At 72.3% G+C, this 21,189-nt stretch carries 18 protein-coding genes; 11 read left to right on the top strand and 7 right to left on the bottom strand.

Annotated elements, in window-relative coordinates; translation table 11 throughout:
- Positions 1-85: 85 nt before the first annotated feature.
- A complete protein-coding gene (locus ACFXBC_RS19560) occupies positions 86-883 on the bottom strand; it encodes an SAM-dependent methyltransferase (protein ID WP_385025483.1) in 798 nt (265 codons plus the stop codon).
- Positions 884-1,135: 252 nt separating this feature from the next.
- Here ACFXBC_RS19560 and ACFXBC_RS19555 point away from each other — a divergent pair, with 252 nt between their 5' ends.
- A complete protein-coding gene (locus ACFXBC_RS19555; protein ID WP_385025479.1) occupies positions 1,136-1,321 on the top strand; it encodes a hypothetical protein in 186 nt (61 codons plus the stop codon).
- Positions 1,322-1,382: 61 nt separating this feature from the next.
- On the opposite strand, the gene ACFXBC_RS19550 is transcribed toward ACFXBC_RS19555, so the two are convergent.
- On the bottom strand, positions 1,383-2,081 hold the full coding sequence (locus ACFXBC_RS19550; protein ID WP_385025476.1) for a FadR/GntR family transcriptional regulator: 699 nt from the start codon (positions 2,079-2,081) through the stop codon (positions 1,383-1,385).
- Positions 2,082-2,242: 161 nt separating this feature from the next.
- Here ACFXBC_RS19550 and ACFXBC_RS19545 point away from each other — a divergent pair, with 161 nt between their 5' ends.
- From ACFXBC_RS19545 to ACFXBC_RS19530, 4 genes are read left to right on the top strand one after another with little or no spacing between them, the layout of a single operon-like run.
- A complete protein-coding gene (locus ACFXBC_RS19545; protein ID WP_385025473.1) occupies positions 2,243-3,202 on the top strand; it encodes a dihydrodipicolinate synthase family protein in 960 nt (319 codons plus the stop codon).
- Entirely contained in the window at positions 3,199-4,149 is a 951-nt protein-coding gene (locus ACFXBC_RS19540; RefSeq protein WP_385025471.1) for an ROK family protein, read from the top strand. Before ACFXBC_RS19545 ends, ACFXBC_RS19540 begins: the two co-directional genes overlap by 4 nt.
- Positions 4,146-4,868: an N-acetylmannosamine-6-phosphate 2-epimerase gene (locus tag ACFXBC_RS19535; protein ID WP_385025468.1), complete on the top strand. Its 723-nt coding sequence runs from the start codon at positions 4,146-4,148 to the stop codon at positions 4,866-4,868. The genes ACFXBC_RS19540 and ACFXBC_RS19535 overlap by 4 nt, the downstream gene beginning before the upstream one ends.
- Before the next feature lie 58 nt (positions 4,869-4,926).
- Positions 4,927-6,402, top strand: coding sequence for a sialate:H+ symport family MFS transporter (locus tag ACFXBC_RS19530; protein WP_385025465.1), 1,476 nt, complete (start codon positions 4,927-4,929; stop codon positions 6,400-6,402).
- A gap of 205 nt (positions 6,403-6,607) precedes the next feature.
- Here ACFXBC_RS19530 and ACFXBC_RS19525 read toward each other — a convergent pair whose 3' ends face one another.
- Positions 6,608-7,726: a YeiH family protein gene (locus ACFXBC_RS19525; RefSeq protein WP_385025462.1), complete on the bottom strand. Its 1,119-nt coding sequence runs from the start codon at positions 7,724-7,726 to the stop codon at positions 6,608-6,610.
- Between the two features lie 245 nt (positions 7,727-7,971).
- Between ACFXBC_RS19525 and ACFXBC_RS19520 the strand changes: the two genes are divergently transcribed.
- Positions 7,972-8,901, top strand: a complete 930-nt coding sequence (locus ACFXBC_RS19520; protein WP_385025459.1) for a LysR family transcriptional regulator — start codon at positions 7,972-7,974, stop codon at positions 8,899-8,901.
- 91 nt (positions 8,902-8,992) lie between these two features.
- Here ACFXBC_RS19520 and ACFXBC_RS19515 read toward each other — a convergent pair whose 3' ends face one another.
- The 3 genes from ACFXBC_RS19515 to xsc form a co-directional block, all read right to left on the bottom strand.
- Complete coding sequence (locus tag ACFXBC_RS19515; RefSeq protein WP_385025572.1) at positions 8,993-9,751, bottom strand: phosphonatase-like hydrolase; 759 nt, start codon at positions 9,749-9,751, stop codon at positions 8,993-8,995.
- A complete protein-coding gene (locus ACFXBC_RS19510) occupies positions 9,748-10,848 on the bottom strand; it encodes a phosphate acyltransferase (RefSeq protein WP_385025456.1) in 1,101 nt (366 codons plus the stop codon). Before ACFXBC_RS19510 ends, ACFXBC_RS19515 begins: the two co-directional genes overlap by 4 nt.
- 198 nt (positions 10,849-11,046) lie before the next feature.
- Positions 11,047-12,855, bottom strand: a complete 1,809-nt coding sequence (gene xsc, locus ACFXBC_RS19505) for a sulfoacetaldehyde acetyltransferase (RefSeq protein ID WP_385025453.1) — start codon at positions 12,853-12,855, stop codon at positions 11,047-11,049.
- Positions 12,856-13,024: 169 nt separating this feature from the next.
- On the opposite strand from xsc, the gene ACFXBC_RS19500 reads away from it, so the two are divergent.
- Genes ACFXBC_RS19500 through ACFXBC_RS19490 form a run of 3 tightly spaced genes read left to right on the top strand, consistent with a single transcriptional unit; the run spans position 13,025 to position 16,642 of the window.
- Positions 13,025-13,840, top strand: coding sequence for an IclR family transcriptional regulator (locus ACFXBC_RS19500; protein ID WP_385025450.1), 816 nt, complete (start codon positions 13,025-13,027; stop codon positions 13,838-13,840).
- 17 nt (positions 13,841-13,857) lie between these two features.
- Positions 13,858-14,916: an AAA family ATPase gene (locus ACFXBC_RS19495; RefSeq protein WP_385025447.1), complete on the top strand. Its 1,059-nt coding sequence runs from the start codon at positions 13,858-13,860 to the stop codon at positions 14,914-14,916.
- 1 nt (position 14,917) lies between these two features.
- Positions 14,918-16,642 carry a cobalt chelatase gene (locus ACFXBC_RS19490; protein ID WP_385025444.1) on the top strand — a complete coding sequence of 575 codons (1,725 nt, stop codon included), beginning with the start codon at positions 14,918-14,920 and terminating at the stop codon, positions 16,640-16,642.
- Positions 16,643-16,696: 54 nt separating this feature from the next.
- On the opposite strand, the gene ACFXBC_RS19485 is transcribed toward ACFXBC_RS19490, so the two are convergent.
- A complete protein-coding gene (locus ACFXBC_RS19485) occupies positions 16,697-18,160 on the bottom strand; it encodes a PLP-dependent aminotransferase family protein (protein ID WP_385025441.1) in 1,464 nt (487 codons plus the stop codon).
- Between the two features lie 391 nt (positions 18,161-18,551).
- On the opposite strand from ACFXBC_RS19485, the gene ald reads away from it, so the two are divergent.
- Together ald and ACFXBC_RS19475 are read left to right on the top strand one after the other, a co-directional pair.
- The gene (ald, locus tag ACFXBC_RS19480) at positions 18,552-19,667 is read left to right on the top strand and encodes an alanine dehydrogenase (protein WP_385025438.1); all 1,116 of its coding nucleotides are present in this window, start codon (positions 18,552-18,554) and stop codon (positions 19,665-19,667) included.
- Between the two features lie 122 nt (positions 19,668-19,789).
- Positions 19,790-21,189 (top strand): aspartate aminotransferase family protein (locus ACFXBC_RS19475; protein WP_385025435.1); only part of this gene is annotated, 1,400 nt, incomplete at its 3' end.

Below are 21,189 nucleotides of genomic sequence, written 5' to 3'. Positions count from 1 at the left end.
TGGCCTGGGGTTTTTGGTGGTTGTGGGTGGGTTGGGGGGGGGCCCCCTGCGGCGGGGGCGGCGGGTGGGAGCGGCTCGACCGGGGTCAGGGCTTGCGGGCCACGCCCGCGTACATGTTCGTCCCGTTCTCGGGCGGCACCACGTCACCGGCGTCGGGCCGCCATGACGTCATCGGCACCACGCCCGGCTCCACCAGGTCGAGCCCGGCGAACAGGGCTTCTACCTCGGTGCGGGTCCGCAGATACATGGGGATGCCGCGCTCGGTGTACTCGCGCGCCAGCGCCCCCGACTCGGGGGCGAGGTCGCCGGTGGCGAGGGTGACCGCGAGATAGCTGCCGGATGCCAGCGGCTCCATCAGCGTCTCGATGAGACCCTGTGCGTCCTTCACGAACTGGAGCATCGCGATGACCGTCAGCCCGACCGGCTCGTCCAGATCGAGCGTCTCGTGCAGGGCGGGGTCGGCGAGGAGCGTCTCCGGGGCGGTCATGTCCGACTGGATGTACGAGGTCCGGCCCTCGGGGGCACTGCGCATCAGTGCGTCGGCGTGGGCGAGGACGATCGGGTCGTTGTCCACGTAGACGATGCGTGCTTCCGGGGTCGGCCGCTGGACGACCTGGTGCAGATTGGGTTCGGTCGGGATGCCCGTACCGATGTCCAGGAACTGGCGTATCCCGGCCTCCGCGGCCAGCCAGTGGGCCATCCGCCGCATCGTCGCCCGGTTCGCCAGCATGCTCGTCCGCAGCCCCGGCCAGGCGAGGAGCGATGCCTCGGCGGCCACCCGGTCCACCTCGTAGTGGTCCTTGCCGCCGAGGATGTAGTCGTACACCCGCGCCGAGTTCGCCCGGTTGCCCTGCAGCGCGTCCCGGTCGTCCTGCTCGCTCATCCCCTACCGCCCTTTTCGCTTCTCGCTGTTGCGCCCTGTGCTCCGCTCCGGTGGCCGAACGGCCTGCGGCGAGCATAGACGCCATGGCCCTCCCGATGATCTCCCCGGGAGCCACCGGCTTCGGGCTGCGGGCCGGGGCATCCCTCTCCCCCGCCCTGCCGCCGTCATGGCCCGTACGCCCCCCATCGGGCTCCGCGGCCGGGGCGGGCCGAACCTAGACTGGAGGGTGAAGGTCATGACGGGAGGCTTCCCATGACTACGTTGCAGGACAAGGAGTTCTACGCGCGGGACAGGCCCGACCACCCCGTGCTTCCGGAGGACCGGCCGCGAGGCGGCGGCCCGAGGGAGCCGATGCGGCACCGGGGGACCTGGACCAGTGCGGCCATCGTCATCGGCATCATCGTGCTGATCATGGTGGGTGTGGCGCTCTTCCCGTAATCCGGGACACGGGGCCGCACAGCGGCAGGCAGGGGGCCACGCATCGGCCACGGCCCGAGCCTCAGTCCGTCGCGCCGGGCACCGCGAGCCGCTCCCTGATGCCGTCGAAGTGGGTACGCATGGCCGCGCAGGCGCGCGGACCGTCGCCCGCCGCGATGGCGTCGACGATCTCGCGGTGCTGGGCGAGCGTGGCCGCCGGGTCCTGGTGGCCGTCGCCGGTGTCGTCGCGCACCTGGTCGAGGGCGGCCCAGAAGGCGTCGAGCACTTCGCTGAGCAGATGGTTGCCGAGGGACCGGTACAGCACGAGATGGAAGGCACGGTCCGTTGAGCGGACGATCCGTCCCTGCGCGGCCTCGGCCTCCATGTCCGCCACGATCGCCCGCAGAACCGCCAGATCCTCATGAGGTACGGACGCCGCGACACTGTCGATCAGCCCGGCCTCCAGCGCCTCGCGCACCCGCATGAGTTCGTAGAGGCCCGGCTCGCCGTTGCGGTGGCGTACGGCGGCACGGAAGGCGAGGCCCTCGACCAGCGGGGCCGGCGAGAGCGTGCCCACGAAGGTGCCGGAGCCGCGGCGTATCTCCACGACCCGCAGCGCTTGCAGCGCCTTGAGCGCCTCGCGGACCGTGACCCGGCCGACGCCGAAGAGTCCGGTCAGCTCGGCCTCCGTGGGGAGCGGGCTGCCGGGTGACAGTCCGCGGTCCAGGATCAGTCGGCGGATACCGGCCTGGACGTCCTCGGACGCGGTACTGCGGGCCACGGGGGCTCCTTTCCGGGGCCTGGAATGTGACGGGGGTCACTTTGACGACGTGCACCAGGTGAGGGCTATTCTAACCGCAAGACATAGGACATCTGATGTCTCATGTCAGGGAGAGGAACTTGAGAACTCTCCGGCCCCCATGCGCACCAGGAGTAAGCCCCATGGCACTGACCGCCCCCCTTCGCGGGGTCGTACCGCCCGTCTGCACCCCGCTCGACGCCAACGGGGAGATCGACACCGACTCGCTCTCCCGGCTGGTCGGGCATCTGATCGGCGGAGGGGTGCACGGCCTGTTCGCGCTGGGGTCGACCAGCGAGGTCGCCTATCTCACCGACGCGCAGCGCGCGACCGTCCTGGAGACCGTGGTCCGTGCCGCCGCCGGCCGGGTCCCCGTGCTCGCCGGTGTCATCGACACCACCACCGCCCGGGTCGTCGACCACGCACGGACCGCGGCCCGGCTCGGCGCGGACGCACTCGTCGCCACGGCGCCCTTCTACACCCGCACCCACCCCCGGGAGATCGCCGGCCACTTCCGGCGCATCCGGGCGAGCGTCGACCTGCCGCTGTTCGCTTACGACCTCCCGGTCTCGGTGCACAGCAAGCTCTCCGCATCCCTCGTACGCGAACTGGCCGAGGACGGAACCCTGGCCGGGCTCAAGGACAGCAGCGGTGACGAGGGCGGGCTGCGGCGGCTGCTCGTCGAACTCGGCGGCCGGGACGGCCGGAGCCAGGGCCCCGTCCCCCGCTTCAGCGTCCTCACGGGCTCCGAACTCACCGTCGACGCCGCGCTGCTGGCCGGTGCCGACGGCGTCGTCCCCGGCATCGGCAACGTCGACCCCGCGGCCTATGTACGGCTCTACGAGGCGGCCCGTGCCGGTGACTGGAGCCTGGCCGCCGAAGAGCAGGAGCGGCTCGTCTCGCTCTTCGGCATCGTGGACGTGGGCCCCGAGGCGGAGATGGGGCGCAGTTCGTCGGCGCTCGGCTCCTTCAAGGGCGCTCTGCGGCTCCTCGGTGTCATCGACTGCGGCGACACCGCGTTCCCGCAGATCCAGCTCAGCGCTTCATCCGTCGAGCTCATCGCCGCGCGGCTGCGTGCGGCCGGGCTGACCCCGGCCCGATGACGACGGCGTACAGAGATCCGCTCCCGGCGGGCCCCGTCATCGGGCTCGACCTGGGCGGCACGAAGATCGCCGCCGCCCTGGTCGGGCCGGACGGGTCGGTGCTCGCCCGGCACACCCTGGCGACCCCGGCGGCCGACGGCGCCGATGCCGTACTCGGCGCGCTGCGCCTCGCCGCCCGCGCCGTCGACCGCGGCGCGACGGCGGTCGGTGTGGCGGCGGCCGGTGTGGTGGACCCCCGTTCGGGCACCGTCACCAGCGCCACCGACACGATCCGCGGCTGGGCGGGCACCGCCCTGGGGGCCCGGCTCGCGGAGCTCACCGGACTTCCGGTCGCCTGTGACAACGACGTACGCGCCACCGCCGGACCCGAGCTGGCAGCGACCGGCGGCGCGCGTGCGTCGCTGCTGTTCGCGGCTGTCGGGACCGGGGTCGGCGGCGCGCTCGCCTGCGACGGGCGGATGCTGCACGGCGCCGCCGGCATCGCGGGCCATCTGGGGCATCTGCCGAGCCCCGATGCGGCCGGACTCGACTGCACCTGCGGCGGCGCGGGGCACCTCGAAGCGGTCGCGTCCGGGCCCGGGATCACCGCACTGTACGAGCGGCTCGGCGGGCAGCCGGCCGGCCGGCTCCAGTCCGTCGCCGAGCGGGCGTCGGCGGGCGACAGCAGCGCCGTACGCGCCATCACCACGGGCGCCCGGGCAATGGGCCGGGCACTCGGCGGCCTCGCCAACACACTGGGGCCCGACCGGGTCGTCGTCGGCGGCGGTGTACCGGGGATCGGCCCGCTCTACTGGGACGCCCTGACGGACGCCTTCACCGGCGAGCTGATGCCGCCACTGCGCCGGCTGCGGCCCGTCGCACCCCTGTACGGCGCCGACGCCGCGGTGATCGGCGCCGCCGCCCTGACCACCACCGTCCCTCTGCACAGACCGGGAGCCCTCCTGTGAGCACACCGCCCACCACGCCGTCCGGCACCTCTCTCCGTACGCGGTCCGCAGCACTGGCCGATGCGCTCCGGGGCCGGCTCATCGTGTCCTGCCAGGCCCCTCCCGGCGACCCGATGCGGGAGACCGGCACCCTGGTCCGGCTGGCGAGGGCCGCCGCCGCGGGCGGGGCCGCCGCCGTACGCGCCAACGAGCCCGATGTGGTGGCGGCGATCCGGGAGGCCGTGGCCCTCCCGCTGATCGGACTGTGGAAGGACGGCGACACCGGTGTGTACATCACGCCGACCGTCCGGCACGCCCTGGCACTCGTGGCGGCGGGGGCCGATGTGGTCGCGGCCGACGCCACCGCCAGGCCCCGCCCCGACGGCAGCACCTTCGCGGAGCTGACCGAAGCGGTGCACACCGCGGGCGCCCTGGTGATGGCGGACGTCTCCACCCTCGAAGAGGGCGTCACCGCCGCCGCCGAAGGCGCGGACCTGGTGTCGACCACCCTCTCCGGCTATGTTCCCGGCTCCCCGCGCCAGGACGGCCCCGACCTGGACCTGGTCGCAGCCCTCGCGGGCGCGGTGGATGTCCCGGTCGTCGCCGAGGGCCGCATCCGCGATCCGCACGAGGCTGCCGCGGCACTCGCGCACGGTGCCCACAGCGTCGTCGTCGGCACTGCCATCACCGCGCCCACCGCCCTGACCGCCACGTTCGTCTCGGAACTGGCCAAGCGATAGCGCATCACCGCCTGCCCGTCGGCTCAACGCCGAGTCCGTCCGGCATTCTGGAGGCACCGTGCACAACAAGACCCAAGCCACGCTCCCCTGGTACCGCGAGGTATCCCGCACCCAGTGGAAGTCGTTCTTCGCCGCCTGGATCGGCTATGTCCTGGACGGTTTCGACTTCGTCGTGATCACCCTGGTCCTCACCGAGATCAGCGACGACTTCCATCTGAGCACGGTGCAGGCCGCCAGTCTGGTCTCGGCCGCGTTCATCACCCGCTGGCTCGGCGGGGCCGTGCTGGGCGCGCTCGGCGACCGGTACGGGCGCAAGCTGTCGATGGTCGTGAGCATCCTGCTCTACTCGCTCGGCACCTTCGCCTGCGGTCTGTCGTGGGACTACACCAGCCTGTTCGTCGCACGTCTGGCGATCGGCATGGGCATGGCCGGTGAGTACAGTGCGAGCGCCACGTACGCCATGGAGAGCTGGCCGGCGCGGCTGCGCAATCGGGCGAGCGGCTTCCTGATCTCCGGCTTCTCCATGGGGTCGGTGCTGGCAGCCCAGGCGTACAAGTGGATCGTGCCGGCCCTGGGCTGGCGCTGGATGTTCTACATCGGCCTGGTGCCCATCGTGGTCGCCCTGTGGCTGCGGCGCGCCCTGCCCGAGGCCCCGGAGTGGAGCGAGTCGGTCAAGGAGCGGACCGCGAAGCCGAATCCGTTCCGCCCGCTCTTCGCCACGCCGGTCCTGGCCACGGTCAACACGGTGCTGGTGGTGATCGCGACCGTCACCCTGTTCGCCGTCTTCACCCCGACCGGCGCGGGGCTCGTCCCGCTCCTCTCGGTGCTGGCGGGGGTCAGTCTGCTCGCCCTCGCGGTGCAGCTGGGCGGCCGGCGCAGCTGGCTGCTGTATGTGTCCATGATCGTGACCGTCTTCTTCGCCTTCCTCTACACCTGGCCCATCCAGGCGCTGCTGCCGACGTATCTCAAGACGGATCTGGGCTACTCGCCGGACCAGGTCAGTGATGCCCTGTTCTTCGCCGGGTTCGGCACGATGGCCGGCTGCTGGCTCGCCGGGTTCGTGGGTGACTGGATCGGCACCAGGAAGGCGTACGCGTTCACGCTGCTGGCGTCGATGGTCTTCGTCTTCCCGGTGTTCGCGGTCCATGACAACCTGCTGCTGCTCGGCGGGCTGCTGTTCGTGCTGCAGGCCCTCAGTTTCGGGATCTCCGGGCTGCTGCCGCGTTACATCGGCGGCCACTTCCCGACCGAGAGCCGTGCGGCGGCGCTCGGCTTCACCTACAACGTCGGGGCGCTCGGCGGCGCGGTGGCCCCGGTGCTCGGCGCACATCTGGCTTCGGGGATGCCGCTGGGCAGGGCACTCGCCGTACTGACCTTCGCGGGCACGGTCCTGGTCGTCCTGCTGGTCGGCTTCGATGTGCCGGCGCGGCTCAACAGGCTGACGGACCCGGACGGTGTCCGGGACCACCTGGCGGCGGAACTGCCCGGTGCTCCGGCCGCCCCGCAGGCGGAGCAGCAGCGGACCCGGGCCTGAGACCCCGGCACCCGCGACACCCCGGCGGGGGTCCCAGCTGCGCCCGGGGGCTGACCCCCCCGCCCCCCCCCCCCCCCGGGGGGGCCCCCCCCGTTGGGGCCCCCCCCCGGGGTGTGCTGCCTTTGCGGTTCCGCTTCGAGGGGGCTCCGCCTCAAGGGGGTTCCGCCTCAAGGGGGCCGCGCGGCGGCGGCCCCGGTGTCCGCGGTCAGGTGGTGAGCAGGACGCCCGCGTAGCTCACCGAGGCGATGACCACCCAGGAGGCCAGGCCGAGCGCGGCCGTCCTGGCACCGGAGCGGGCGAGCGACGGCAGATGTACGGCGCTGCCGAGGCCGAAGAGCGCCATGGCCAGCAGGAGCTGCTGTGCGGTGTCGGCTGCGTCGAGCACTCCGGTGGGCAGGATGCCCGTGCTGCGCAGCGCCGTCATCGCCAGGAAGCCGACCACGAACAGCGGCACCACGGCGGGGCGGCGGGCACCCGTCGCCTGCTCGCCGCCGGCCGCCTCATGGGCGCGGCGCCTCCGGTGGGCCACCGCCACCGCGGCGACCAGCGGTGCGAGCATCGCCACCCGGATCAGCTTGACCATCACGGCCTCGCCGAGCGCGGTCGGCCCCGCGGTCTGCGCGGTGGCCACGACCTGGCCGACATCGTGGACACCGGCGCCGACCCAGCGGCCGAACTGGAGGTTGTCCAGGCCGAGCGGGTGGTGCAGCAGAGGCAGGACCGCGATGGCGAGGGTCCCGCACAGGGTGACCAGCGCGACCGAGGTCGCCACGTCGGCCGCCAGCTTCTCGTCGTCCTCGTCCTTGCCGAGCGCCCCGCTGACGGCGCTGATGGCGGAGGCACCGCAGATCGAGTATCCGGTGGCGATCAGCAGCGGCTGGTCACCGGGCAGGCCCATCTTCCGGCCCAGCCACCAGGTCCCGAAGAAGGTCGCGAGGACCACGGCGAGCACCATGGTCACCGTCGCCCAGCCGAGGCCGAGGACATCTCCGATGCTGAGCTTGAGTCCGAGCAGCACGATGCCGCCCCGCATCAGCCGCTTGCCGGCCGTCGAGAGTCCGGCCCGGCCCCGGCCCCGTACGAACGCGTGCACCCCCGGGATGTGCGCCGCGACGACCCCGAGCACCACGGCGGCCGTCAGCATCGGCACGCCGGGCAGCAGGGCGTGCACGCCCTCGGCGATGCCGAGTCCGACGACGGCGAGAGCGAGCCCGGGAGCGTTGCGGCTCACCGGTCCCGGGGCGGACGCGCCGCCGCCGGGTGACGGCTTCGCCGGCTGTCGGCCGGGGGACGGTGACGGGGTGCGTTCCGTACTCAATGTCATGATCACCAGCGTGTGGGGGATCCGCCGGGCCCGGTAGACGCGAATCCGGGACCAGGCCATAGGGTTCCCCTATGAAGGTTTTCCTATGAGGGCCGCACCGCGCGAAGGACGCCACACGGGCGCGCCGGACGGCGGGTGCGGCACCACGGCGCAGGGCGTACGGACGGCAGGCGGGGTCCCGGGTGCGCCCCCCACAGCCCAGGCCGTACGGACGGCGTGCGCGGTACGAGAGGGAGGCGGCACCGGTGAGTGAGCGCGGCGAGACCCAGGACGGCGGGCAGCGGCCGCTGCCCGATCTGCAGTCGCTGCAGTTGCTGGTGACCGTGGCGGAGACCGGCAGCCTGGGCAGAGCGGCGGCCCGGATGCTCATCAGCCAGCCGTCGGCGAGCGCGCGGATGCGGACGCTGGAGCGCCATCTCGGGCTCCACCTCCTGGACCGCTCCACCGCCGGGTCCCGGCTCACGCCGGCCGGGGCGGTGGTGACGGACTGGGCCCGCGCGGTGCTCGAACAGGCCGCGGCCCTGGTCGAGGGCGCCGCGGCGCTGCGCTCCCGGCAGGACAGCCGGCTGCATGTCGCCGCCAGCCTGACCATCGCCGAGGAGCTCATGCCGGGCTGGCTGGTCACCCTGCGGGACAGCGCACCGGACGCCCATGTGGGGCTGACCGTGACCAACAGCTGGGGTGTGGTCGAGGCACTGCGCCGCGGGGGCTGCGATCTGGGGTTCGTCGAGGGGCCCCGGGTCCCCGAGGACCTGCACCGCTCGGCGGTGGGCCGGGACCGGCTCGCCGTCGTGGTGGCGCCCGGCCATACGTGGACTCACCGGCGCAGCGCCCTGACCGGCCGGGAGCTGTCCGACACCCCGCTGCTGCTGCGGGAGGCGGGCTCGGGCACCCGGGAGACGCTGGAGCGGGCGCTGCGCCCGTACGACGGAATCGCCGTACCGGTACTCGAACTCGGCTCCACCGCCCCGCTGCGCAGCGCCGCCGCACGGGGTCTGGCCCCCGCGGTGCTCTCCGCCCTCGCCGTGCGCGAGGACGTGGCCTCGGGGCGCCTCGTCGAGGTCGAGATCGACCCGTCCGTCCGGCTGCACCGGATCCTGCACGCGGTCTGGCCCAAGGGCCGTGAACTGCCGGAACCGGCGCTCCACCTGCTGCGGGTGGCCAAGCAGCGGTAGGGCGCGACCCGGTACGAAGGTTGTACGGGGCCTGGGGCGGGGGGCCGGGCACCCCAGGGGGGTGCCCGTCCGGGGCCCGGCCGGGACTCGGCTACCCGCGCAGTACGTCCGGCAGGCGGCGGACGGAGTCGACGACGTAGTGCGCGCCGGCGGCGCGCAGCTGGGGTTCCGTGTGGGCCCCGGTCAGCACGGCGACCACGAGCCCCGCTCCGGCGCGCAGACCTGCCTCGATGTCGTACGGAGTGTCGCCGACGACCACGGTGTGGTGGACGGAGGGAGTCCCGGTGCGCAGGAGCGCGGTGAGCACCATGTCGGGGTACGGGCGTCCACGGCCCGCGTCGGCGGGCGAGAGCACCGCGTCGGCGAGGTCCGCCCAGCCGAGCGAGGCCAGCAGGCTGTCCCGGGTCCGGGGCGAGAAGCCGGTGTTGAGGACGACGGCGACGCCGGAGGCGCGGAGGGCCTCGATCGTCTCGCGTGCGCCCGGGATCGGCCTGCACCGGCCGGCGGCGACGAGTTCCGCGTAGGCGCGCTCGAAGAGGTCGTTGGCCCGCTCCGCCGCCTCCCCGTCGCCGAAGAGATGCCGGAACACGGAGATCTTGGACTCCCCCATGGTGGCGCGGACATGCTCCATCATGCGCGCGTGGGACGCGCTGCCCTCCGGCACGTCCATCTGGCACAGGGCCTGGACGAAGGCGTCCTCCACTGCGCCCGCGTCGGTCACCGTCGTACCGGCCAGGTCCAGCACCGCGAGGCGGATTCCCTCGGGTGACCCGGCGCGGTGGGCGGCCCGGGGAACGGCTCCGGGCGCGGTGGCCGGGGATGTCGCGGGGGCAGGGGTCGGGGGTGTCACGGGCACGGTGCTTCCTCCGGTGCTGGGGTGCTGGGGACGCTGTCCGTCTGTAGTCCGGCCGCCAGGGCGAGGGCCGCGATGTCCGGTCCTGTGCAGCCGCGCGAGAGGTCGTGCAGGGGTGCGGCGAGGCCCTGGAGCAGTGGGCCGACCGCGGCGGCGCCGCCGGCCCACTGGGCGATCTTGTAGCCGATGTTGCCCGCGGCGAGGCCGGGGAAGACGAAGGTGTTGGCCCGGCCAGCCAGCTCCGACGCGGGCGCCTTCGAGCGGCCGATCGCCGGGACGGCCGCCGCGTCGTACTGCAGCTCGCCGTCGACGGCGAGTCCGGGTGCCGCGGCACGGACCAGGCTCAGGGCCTCGCGGACCCGGTCCACCTGCGGATGTGAGGCGCTTCCCTTGGTACTGAAGGAGAGCAGGGCCACCCGGGACGGCTCACCGGTCAGGGCGTGGTGGGTGGCCGCGGTGGCCAGGGCGATGTCGGCGAGTTCCCTGCTGGTCGGGTCGACGACGACCGCGCAGTCCCCGTAGCCGATGAGGCGGCCGTCGGGCATCACCATCAGGAAGCTGCTGGAGAGGGTACGGATGCCGGGCGCGAGACCGACGACGTAGAGCCCGGCCCGCAGGACGTCCGCCGTGGGGCGGTTGCTGCCGGCGACGCACGCGTCGATCTTTCCCAGGCGCAGCGCCGTCGCGGTGAGGAAGAGCGGGTCGGCGGCCAGCTCGCGCCGTACGCCGGGCGTAAGACTGCGCCGGGCGGACAGCGCGTCCGCGAGGGTGCCGGCGCAGTGGTCGTCGGCGGCGAGCGCCGCGGGGTCGAGCAGGTCGAGCCGGTCGGGGTCGTCGGGCAGCTTCAGCCCGAGTTCGGCCGCGCGGGCGTGGATGCGGGCCGGGTCGCCGACCAGGACCGGGGTGATGGCGTGCTGTTCGGCGAGGTGGACCGCGGCCCAGAGCGCCCGCGGGTCGGTCCCCTCGGCGAGGGCGACGCGGGGCCGCCTGGAGGCGGGCCGCAGCCGTTCCGCCCAGGTGTCGAGAAGGTGCTGCACGGCGGCACCGGCCGGTCCCGCGGGGGGCCGCGCCGGGGCGAGCGGGTCGATGAGCATGGGGGTGCTTCCCTTGGCGTGGGCGGTGCGATCGGGAGTGCGACGGGGCCGGGTGCGCCGTGCGCATGAGGGGCGCGCGCGGCACACCCGGCCCCGTGCCGGGCGCGGGGGCCCCGGTGCCGGGCAGGGCAGCCGGGTCCGGGACCCCCGCGGTCTCGGCCGGCCCCGCGGTGCGAGCGCGGGGGCGGTCCGGGTCGCTCAGACGTAGTCCTGGTACTTCTCCAGGTAGCGCACCGGCTTGGACAGCGCGTCGCGGCGGAACGGGTCGCCCAGCTCACGGGTGCACATGATCTCGATGACGGTGGTCCTGCCCTCGTTCATCTGGGCGTCGACGGCCTTCTGCAGGGCCGGGCCGACGTCGGAGAGCTTCTCCACGACGATGCCGTCCGCGCCCATGGCCCGGGCGATGCCGGCGAAGCTCTCGCTCTCCAGCTCCCCGGCGACGAAGCGCCGGTTGTAGAAGTCGACCTGGTTCTTCTTCTCCGCGCCCCACTGGCGGTTGTGGAAGACGACGGCGGTGACGGGGATGTCGTGCCGTACGGCGGTCATGATCTCGCCCATGCTCATGCCCCAGGCTCCGTCGCCCGCGTAGGAGACGGCCGGGCGGTCCATGGCCGCGGCCTTGGCCCCGATGATGGTCGGCAGGGCGTAGCCGCAGTTGCCGAAGCTCATCGGTGCGAAGAAGGAGCGGGGCTCCTCGAAGCGGAGGTAGCTGTTGGCGACGGAGTTGATGTTACCGATGTCGGTGGAGACCATGACGCGCGGCGGCATGGCGCGCTCCAGCTCCCGCAGCACCTCGCGGGGGTGCAGCCAGTCGCCCTCCTCTTCCTCCTGCTCGGCGATCATGTCGAGGCTGAAGGGGTCCTTCTCGTGCGTCCAGGCGCTGAGTTCCTCTTCCCAGGCGTCCTGCTCGGCCTTCATGACGGCGGCACGCTGCTCGCGGGTGGCGTCGCAGTCCAGGGTGCGGCCGGCGAGCCGTTCGGTGAGGGCGGCCGCGGCGTCCCTGGCGTCGCCGCAGATGCCGACGGTGATCTTCTTGACCAGGCCGAGCATCTTGTGGTCGGCGTCGATCTGGATGATCTTCGCGTTCTTCGGCCAGTAGTCCATGCCGTGCTGGGGCAGGGTGCCGAACGGGCCGAGGCGGGAGCCCAGCGCGACCACCACATCGGCCTTCGCGATCAGTTTCATCGCGGCCTTGGAGCCCTGGTAGCCCAGCGGTCCGCACCACTGCGGGTGGCTCGCCGGGAACGAGTCGTTGTGCAGATAGCTGTTGACCACCGGGGCGCCGAGCCGCTCCGCGAGCGCCTTGCAGGCGTCGACTCCGTCGGCCATCACGACGCCGCCGCCGGAGATGATGACCGGGAACTCGGCGGTGGCGAGCAGTTCGGCCGCCTCGTTGAGGCTCTTCTCGCCGCCCGCGCCGCGGTCGAGCCGGTTCGGCTTCGGGATCTCGGCGGTGATGTCGCCGTAGAAGTAGTCGCGCGGGATGTTCAGCTGGGTCGGGCCGATCTCCGACATGGCCCGGTCGAAGGCGCGGCCGGTGAACTCGGCCATCCGGTTCGGGTTGTTCACATGGGCCTGGTACTTGGTGAACTCCTGGAACATCGGCAGCTGGTTGGCCTCCTGGAAGCCGCCCAGGCCCATGCCCATGGTGCCGGTCTCCGGGGTCACCATGACGACGGGACTGTGGGCCCAGTACGCGGCGGCGATGGCGGTGACGCAGTTGCTGATACCGGGCCCGTTCTGGCCGATGACGACCCCGTGCCGGCCGCTGACCCGCGCGTATCCGTCGGCCATGTGGGCGGCGCCCTGCTCGTGGACGACGGGCACCAGACGGATGCCGGCCGGCGCGAAGATGTCCATGGCGTCCATGAACGCCGAGCCCATGATGCCGAAGATATCGGTGACGTCATTGGCCACCAGCGTCTCGACGAAGGCCTCCGACGGGGTCATCCGCTGCGGGCCTGCCGCGACGGTACGGCTGGGGTCCGCGGGGTTCTCGCTCATGGTTCCACTCCTTCAGCACACCGGATCTCATAAAGAATCGGTACGTGGCGTTCCTGAAATCAGGATCTGAGTGGACCATAGGAGCCCTCCCCCACTCCGTCAACGGTGAGTTCCGAAAATCGATACCTGTTACGCTAGTTTCCGGAATCTGGATCGACCTGGAGCTACCGTGGACCTGTCACGCGCATCCGACCCCGCCGCGCTGAACGGCGATACGCCGACCATGCGGCTCTTCGCACTGCTCGAACTGATCGCTTCCAAGGACCAGTTGGTCTCGCTCCAGGGCCTGGTCGAGGAGACCGGCATGCCCAAACCGACCCTGCACCGCATGCTGCAGCAGCTGGAGAGCGCGGGCCTGCTCGTCCGCCAGAGCGACGGCAGGCACTACGGCACCGGATCGAGGCTGCGGCGGCTCGCCGAGAACCTGCTCCTCAACGCCACCCACCACGGCGCACGCCATGCGGTGCTGCGCCATCTGGTGGGCGAGCTGGGCGAGAGCTGCAACATCACCACGCTCTCGGGCAACGAGGTCGTCTATCTCGACCGGGTCGAGACCCCCGAGCCGCTGCGCTTCTATCTGACCGCAGGTTCCCGGGTGCCCGCCCACTGCTCGGCCAGCGGCAAGATGATCCTCTCCCAGATGCTCCCCGCGCAGCGGCGCAAGCTGCTCGCCCACGCACCGCTCAAGCGGTGCACCCCCAACACAGTGACCGATCTCGACACTCTGGAGGAGGAGTTCCGGCGCGTACGCCGCGACGGGTTCTCGCTGGACGACGAGGAGTTCCTGCCCGGCCTGGTGTGTGTGGCGGTCCTCGTGCCGACCACGGGCGCCCGTTCCAACATGTGCGTCGCCGTACAGGCCCCCGCCGTACGGCTCACCGCCGACAAGGCCCTGCAGGTCCTGCCCGCGCTCCAGCGCGCCGCAGCGGCGATCAGCCGCATCGAGGCGGAGGGAACCCCGGACGGCGGCGCCGACTCCCCCTGACGAAGGGAAACTTCCCCATGACGACCTGTACCGCGACCGCGGGACGCACCGACGGCGCGGCGGAGTACGAGTCCGCCCTCCCGGAGTCCGGACCGGACGTCAGGCTGGCCGTGAAGGACGTGTTCGGCATCGAATCGGCCCTCACCGTCCCCGCGTTCGCCGAACCCTCCGAGCATGTGCCCGAGACCGACCCCGCCTACCGGTTCAATCCCGATGTGACCCTGGCGCTGCTGGCAGGTTTCACCCACAACCGGCGGGTGCTGGTCCAGGGGCTGCACGGCACCGGCAAGTCCACCCATGTCGAGCAGGTGGCCGCCCGGCTCAACTGGCCCTGTGTACGTGTCAATCTGGACGGCCATCTCAGCCGGCTCGACCTCGTCGGCAAGGACGCGGTGGTGCTGCGCGAAGGCCGCCAGGTGACCGCCTTCCAGGAAGGGATCGTCCCCTGGGCACTGCGCAGGCCGGTCGCCCTGATCCTCGACGAGTACGACGCCGGGCGCCCGGACGTCATGTTCGTCATCCAGCGTCTGCTGGAGCGCGAGGGCAGGTTCACCCTGCTCGACCAGAACACGGTGCTCCGCCCGCACCCGCAGTTCCGGCTCTTCGCCACAGCGAACACCGTGGGACTCGGCAATCTCAACGGGCTCTACCACGGGGCACAGCGTCTCAACCACGCCCAGCTGGACCGCTGGAACATCGTGGCCGCCCTCGACTACCTGCCCGCCGAAGAGGAGGCCGCGATCGTACGGGCCCGGGTCCCTGCCTTCGCCGACGAGGCGGGGCGCGAGCTGGTGACCGCGATGGTGGCGGTCGCCGCGCTGACCCGCGAGGGGTTCCGCGCGGGCGATCTGTCGACGCTGATGTCACCCCGTACGGTCATCACCTGGGCGGAGAACACCGAGATCTTCGGCGACTGCGCCGCCGCCTTCCGGCTGTCCTTCCTCAACCGCTGCGACGAGGACGAACGCCCGGTCGTGGGCGAGTACTTCCAGCGCTGCTTCGGCCGGGAAGCCGGGGAGCCCGGCCGGGTGTCCGGTCACGGCGGACTGGCCGGCGAGCCGGTCCGGGGCGCCTGACATGGACGGCACCACCCGGGCCGCGGTCCGTCGTCAGCAGCAGGTCCAGGAGCTCTGCGGGGCGGCCGTCCGCGCGCTCAGCGGCATCCCGGAGCTGCACTTCCGGGGCGGGCGCCCCTATCGCGGGCGGCAGGCGCTCCCGGTCTTCGCACCCCACCTCCACCCCTCCGCGCAGGACGACTTCGGCTCCTTCCGGGGCGCCGCGGACGGCCTGGCGCTGCGGCTGGCCCACTCCGACCAGGAGCTGCACCGGCGGCTGCGCCCGGACGGACGGACGGCCCGGCTGGTCTTCGGGATGCTGGAGCAGTTCCGGACCGAATCGCTGGCGCCCGCGCATCTGCCCGGGGTGGCGGAGAACCTCCAGCACCGCCACGAGCAGTGGTCGCTCGCCTTCCACCACTCGGGGCTGACCGAGACGGCGAGCGGTCTCCTCCTCCACACGGTCGCGCAGATGTGCCGGGCCAGGATCACCGGGCGCCCGGTCGTCGAGGAGACCGAGGACGCCATCGAGACCACGCGCGGCGCCCTGGCCCCGTTGATCGGCCATGAGCTGGCCGGGCTGCGCAGGGACCGCGGTGACCAGGCCCGGTTCGCCGTGCACGCGCTGGCGATCGCGCACACCGTGGCGGGGATGACCGACTCCGCCGCTGCGGCCGCCCGCCGGGGCCGTAAGGAGCGCGACGCCGATGTACGGCCCGCTCCCGCGCGCAACGGGTTCACCCTGCTGACGGAGTTCGACGACGACGGCCCGGCGGGCAGCGCCACCGCGCTCCACGGGACGGACACCGGCGACGGGGACAGCTACCGCGTCTTCACCACCGCCTACGACCGGCAGCGGCGGGCGGGCACGCTGGTGCGACCCGCGGCCCTCACCGGATACCGCGAACGGCTCGACCGCCGGATCGCCGCGCAGGGCGTCAACCTGTCCCGTATCACCAGGGAGTTGACCGCCCGGCTCGCCTCACCCGCACCCCGGGGCTGGGACGGCGGCCAGGAGGAGGGGTACATCGACGGGCGGATGCTGGCCCGGCTGATCGGCTCCCCCACCGAGCGGCGGGTGTTCAGGGCCGAGCGGACCGAACCGGCGACGGATGCGAGAGTGACGTTCCTGATCGACTGCTCGGGCTCCATGAAGGAGCACGGTGAAGCGCTCGCGCTGCTGGTCGATGTCTTCGCGCGGGCGCTGGACCGGGCCGGGGCCGAGTGCGAGATCCTGGGCTTCACCACCGGGGCCTGGAACGGCGGCCGGGCCCGGCGCGACTGGCTGCGGGCGGGCCGGCCGGCCCGCCCGGGGCGGCTCAACGAGCAGTGCCATCTGGTCTTCAAGGACGCCGGGACCCCGTGGCGCACCGCCCGCCGGGACATCGCCGCGCTGCTCAGACCGGAGCTCTTCCGTGAGGGCGTCGACGGTGAGGCGGTGGCGTGGGCCGCCCGCCGCGCGCAGGGCACGGCGGCCGACCGCGGGCCCGGGAGCCGGCGGCTGCTGTTCGTGCTGTCGGACGGCGGCCCCATGGACACCGCGACCCAGCTCGCCAACGGCCCCCGCTTCCTCGACCGGCACCTCACCGATGTGGTGGCGCGGTACGAGCAGTCCGGCGCGGTCGAGATCCACGGGGTGGGACTGGGACTCGATCTGAGCCCGTACTACCGACGTTCAATGGTCCTGGACCTCTCACGGGGCCCGGACAACGCGGTGTTCCGGGAGATCCTCGGCCTGATCGGCTGAGAAGCTGACGGGCTGAGCGGCTGGGCGGGCCGGGTCCGTGAACCGGACCTGGCCCTATCCCGCCGCCAGCATCTTCCCCACCAGCCCGCCCAGAATGCTGATGCCCGGATCGATCGCGCGCACCTGCGGGGCCGCGAAGCCGATCCGGAAGTGGTTCAGCGGAGGCTGCCCCGAGAGGAAGTAGATGTCGCCGCGTTCGATGAGCACCCCGCGCCGCTGTGCCAGCTCCACCAGTCTGCGGCAGTCGAGTTCGGCGGGCCCGGTCATCCACAGGCTCACGCCGCCCGGCGACGGCGTGGTGTGCCAGGGCAGATGGGTGTTGACGGCTGCGGTGACCGCCTCCCACTTGCGCATCAGCTGCCCCCGGTAGCGGCGTACGGCCCGGTGGTACTCGCCGGACTGGATGAGCAGCGCGAGGGCGCGCTGGATGTGCCCGGAGGGATGACGTACGGAGTAGCGCCGCAAGTCGCGCAGCTCTCTGATGAGTTCACGGGACGCCACCACGTATCCCATACGCAGTCCCGGCGCCAGGAACTTCGAGAACGTGCCCAGATAGACGACCTGTCCCGTGCTGTCGAGACCCTTCAGCGCCGGTGTCGGACTGCCCTGGTAGCGGAACTCGCTGTCGTAGTCGTCCTCCACGATGACCGTGCCGCTCTCCCGTACCAGTGAGAGCAGTTCCCTGCGCCGCCCGATGCTCAGCGTGACGTTGGTCGGATGGTGGTGGGACGGTGTCACATGGAGCAGGTCCACCCCGGCCAGGCCGGCCGGCGGGACCACCCCGGCGGAGGTGACCGGCAGCGGGAGCAGCCGGGCGCCGGCCCGTACGAAGATGTGGCGGGCGTCCAGATAGCCGGGGTCCTCCACCGCCACGGTGGAGCCGGTGCCCAGCAGGGCCCGGCTCAGCAGGTCGAGACCCTGCTGGGAGCCCACGGTGACCAGGACCTCGTCCGGGGTGGCCTCAACGCCGCGTGCGGGCAGCAGTTGGCGGCAGAGCATGTCGACCAGGAGCGGATCGTCCGCCGCGATGCTGTCCTGGAGGCTGTACTGCGCGTGCGGCTGGTAGAGCGCCTCGTTGAGCGCTCTCGACCAGTCGCGGGCGGGGAAGGCCCGCAGATCCACCTGTCCGGCGAGGAAGGGGTACGGATAGTCGGCCCAGTCGGGGAGTTTCTCGATGTGGGGCAGCCGGTCCTCGGGGTGGCCGCGCAGCCGCGCCCCCCAGTCGAAGCGCTCGGCCGGCGGGCGTTCCTCCACCGCGCAGTAGGGGCGCATCTCGCGGTTGACGAAGATCCCCTGCCGTTCGCGGCTCTCCACGAACCCCTCGGCCACCAGCTCCTGGTAGGCCGCGTTCACGGTGTTGCGGGAGAGGCTCAGCTCCCGGGCCAGCTCCCGTGACGAGGGCAGTCTCCGCTCCGCGTCGATGGTGCCGACGGCGATGCCGTGTTCGAGCGCTTTGCGGATCTGCCGGTAGAGCGGCTCCCCCGATGTCCGGTCGATCTCGATCAATGTACGTGGCATATGCGCCTCTCGCGGATGACATGGCCCGCGCGGGCCCACGGGGCCGGGCCCCCGGCGCGGTACTCGGCTGTCCCCATCCGGCAGGCCGCATCCGCGCCGCCCGGGGGTACCAGCTGACCGGGAGCGTAGCCGTACAACGGCCTTTACTCCAGAGGTCGGACCGGGTGAGACGGCGGGATTGCCGGTTCCGGCCTGGACCTGTCGGACCGCGCGGATCTGGTGCTTTCCCCTGGGCCAGCCCGGTCGGCACTCTGGTGGCGTACTCAGCACGGTGTGCCCCGCGGGGCACCCGTCCGCTCTGCGGGTCGGCCGTTTCCGGGCTCAGCCCCGGTACGGCTCCAGCGCGCCGGCACGGACCGGCGGCGCCCCGCACCACCGAGGGGAAATCGTCGTGAAGATCGGGATTCCGCGCGAGGTCAAGAACCACGAGTACCGGGTGGCCATCACTCCCCCCGGCGTCCATGAGCTGGTCAGGGCCGGCCACACCGTGCGGATCGAGAAGGACGCCGGTGCCGGCTCCTCGATCACGGACGCCGACTACGTCCGGGCCGGTGCCACGATCGTGCCTGCCGCCGACGACGTCTGGGCGGAGTCGGGGCTGGTACTGAAGGTGAAGGAGCCCGTGGCGGAGGAGTACCACCGCATGCGCGCCGACCAGACGCTCTTCACCTATCTGCATCTGGCGGCATCGCGGGAGTGCACCGACGCGATGCTGGAGTCCGGGATCACCGGGGTCGCGTACGAGACGGTCCAGGCGGTCGACGGCTCGCTGCCGCTGCTCTTCCCGATGTCCGAGGTGGCCGGACGGCTGGCGCCGCAGGCCGGCGCCCACCACCTCACCCGGGCCGCGGGCGGTCGCGGTGTGCTCATGGGGGGTGTCTCGGGGACGAGGCCCGCCAAGGTCGTCGTGATCGGCGCCGGGGTGTCGGGGATGAACGCGGTGGCGGTGGCCACCGGTATGTGGGCCGATGTGGTGCTGCTCGACAAGAACATCGACAAGCTGCGGGCCGCGGACCGGATGTACGGGGGCCGGATCACCACCGTCGCCTCCAACGCGTACGAGGTCGAGGCCGCGGTGCTGGAGGCCGATCTCGTCATCGGCGCGGTGCTGGTGCCGGGTGCCAGGGCGCCGCGGCTGGTCTCCAACGAGCTCGTCTCGCGTATGAAGCCCGGCTCGGTCCTCGTCGACATCGCCATCGACCAGGGCGGCTGCTTCGAGGACTCGCGTGCGACCACCCACGCCGACCCGGTCTACCGCGTGCACGACTCGGTCTTCTACTGCGTCGCGAACATGCCCGGCGCGGTGCCGAACACCTCCACCTACGCGCTGACCAACGTCACTCTTCCGTACATCCTGAACATCGCGAGGAACGGGCTGGCCGCGGCCGCCGATTCGGACGCCGCCATCGGACGCGGCATCAACATCGTGGGCGGCCAGGTCACTTACCGCCCGGTCGCCGAGGCGCACGGCCTCAAGTACGTCGACGCCGCCCAGGCGCTCGTCTAGGGCGTGTTTCGAAAGTAGCGCCATCCGCAGGCACCGCCCGCACCGGCGGTCACCCGCACACCCGGCCCACACCACCGCACACCATCCGCCCGGCAGCCGCCGGGCCAGAGGGGAGCCCCATCGTGACCACCGAGTCCGCCTTCCGCGCCAGGGCGCAGCGCCATCTCGGCCAGCACTTCACCCGCCAGGACGTCTGGCAGAGCGACGAGCTGCCGGTCTTCGTCCGCGGCGAGGGATGCTATCTGTACGACGAGCAGGGCCGGCGCTTTCTCGACGGCCTCGCCGGCCTGTTCTGCGTGAACATGGGGCACAGCCGGGGGGACATCGTCGCGGCGGCCACCCGGCAGATGGAGACGCTGGCCTACTCGACCAACTGGGGCGCGGCCCACCCGCCGGCCGTGGAAGCCGCCAGTCTGATCGCGGAGCTGGCCCCGGGCGATCTGGACGTCACCTGGTTCGTCAACTCCGGTTCGGAGGCGGTGGAGACGGCGATCAAGTTCGCCCGGCAGTACCACCGCAGTCAGGGCCACACCGAGCGTACGAAGATCATCAGCCGCGATATGTCGTACCACGGTGTCACCCTCGGCGCCCTGTCCGTCACGGGGCTTCCCAAGATCCGCGATCCGTTCCTGCCGCTGCTGCCCGGCGTCCGGCATGTGCCCAACACCCTTGGCCACACCGGCGACTGCGGTCCGGCCGACGAGCTGGAGTGCGTGCGCGCGATCGAGGCCGCCATCCTTGAGGAGGGCCCCGAGACGGTCGCGGCCGTCTTCGCCGAACCGGTGCAGAACGGCCGGGGCGCCCTGGTCCCGCCGGACGGCTACTGGCGCGAACTGCGCAGGATCTGCGACCGGTACGGGGTGCTGCTCGTCGCCGACGAGGTCATCTGCTCCTTCGGGCGGCTGGGCCACTGGTTCGGCAGCGGCTACTTCGGGGTGGTGCCGGACATGATCACCTTCGCCAAGGGCTCCACATCCGGTTACGCACCGCTCGGCGGGATGATCGCCCGTGAGCCGCTGGTCCGCGGCCTCTACGAGGCTCCTGGCGGCGGTACGTTCACCCATGGGGCTACCTGGGGCGGCCACCCGGTGTCCACGGCGGTCGCGGTCGCCAACATCTCCGCGATGCGGGACGAGAAGGTCCTCGACAACGTCACCACGCTCGGACCCGGACTGCGCGCCGGGCTCGACGAGATCAAGCGGCGTCACCCTGTCGTCAAGGACGTGCGGGGCATGGGCTTCTTCTACGCGGTGGAGCTGACCGCCGACCGCGGCACGGGGCGTGAGCTGACCCCGGAGCAGGCGCAGAAGGTGCTGCGCGAGGTCCTCCCGCAGGCGTTCAGGAAGACCGGGGTCATCCTGCGCCCGGACGACCGGGGCGCGACGATGCTGATGATCTCGCCGCCGCTGGTGGCCGACCGGGCGGTCGTGGACGAGCTGCTCGACGCGGTCGACGTGATGATCGAGGACGTCGAGAAGAGCGTCACCGGCTGCCCGGGCGCGGCCGCACGCCGGTGCGCGGC

Source organism: Streptomyces sp. NPDC059398, assembly GCF_042751845.1.
Taxonomy (GTDB): domain Bacteria; phylum Actinomycetota; class Actinomycetes; order Streptomycetales; family Streptomycetaceae; genus Streptomyces.
The sequence above is the reverse complement of the archived record's forward strand: the minus strand, read 5'-3'. Positions and strand labels throughout refer to the sequence as shown.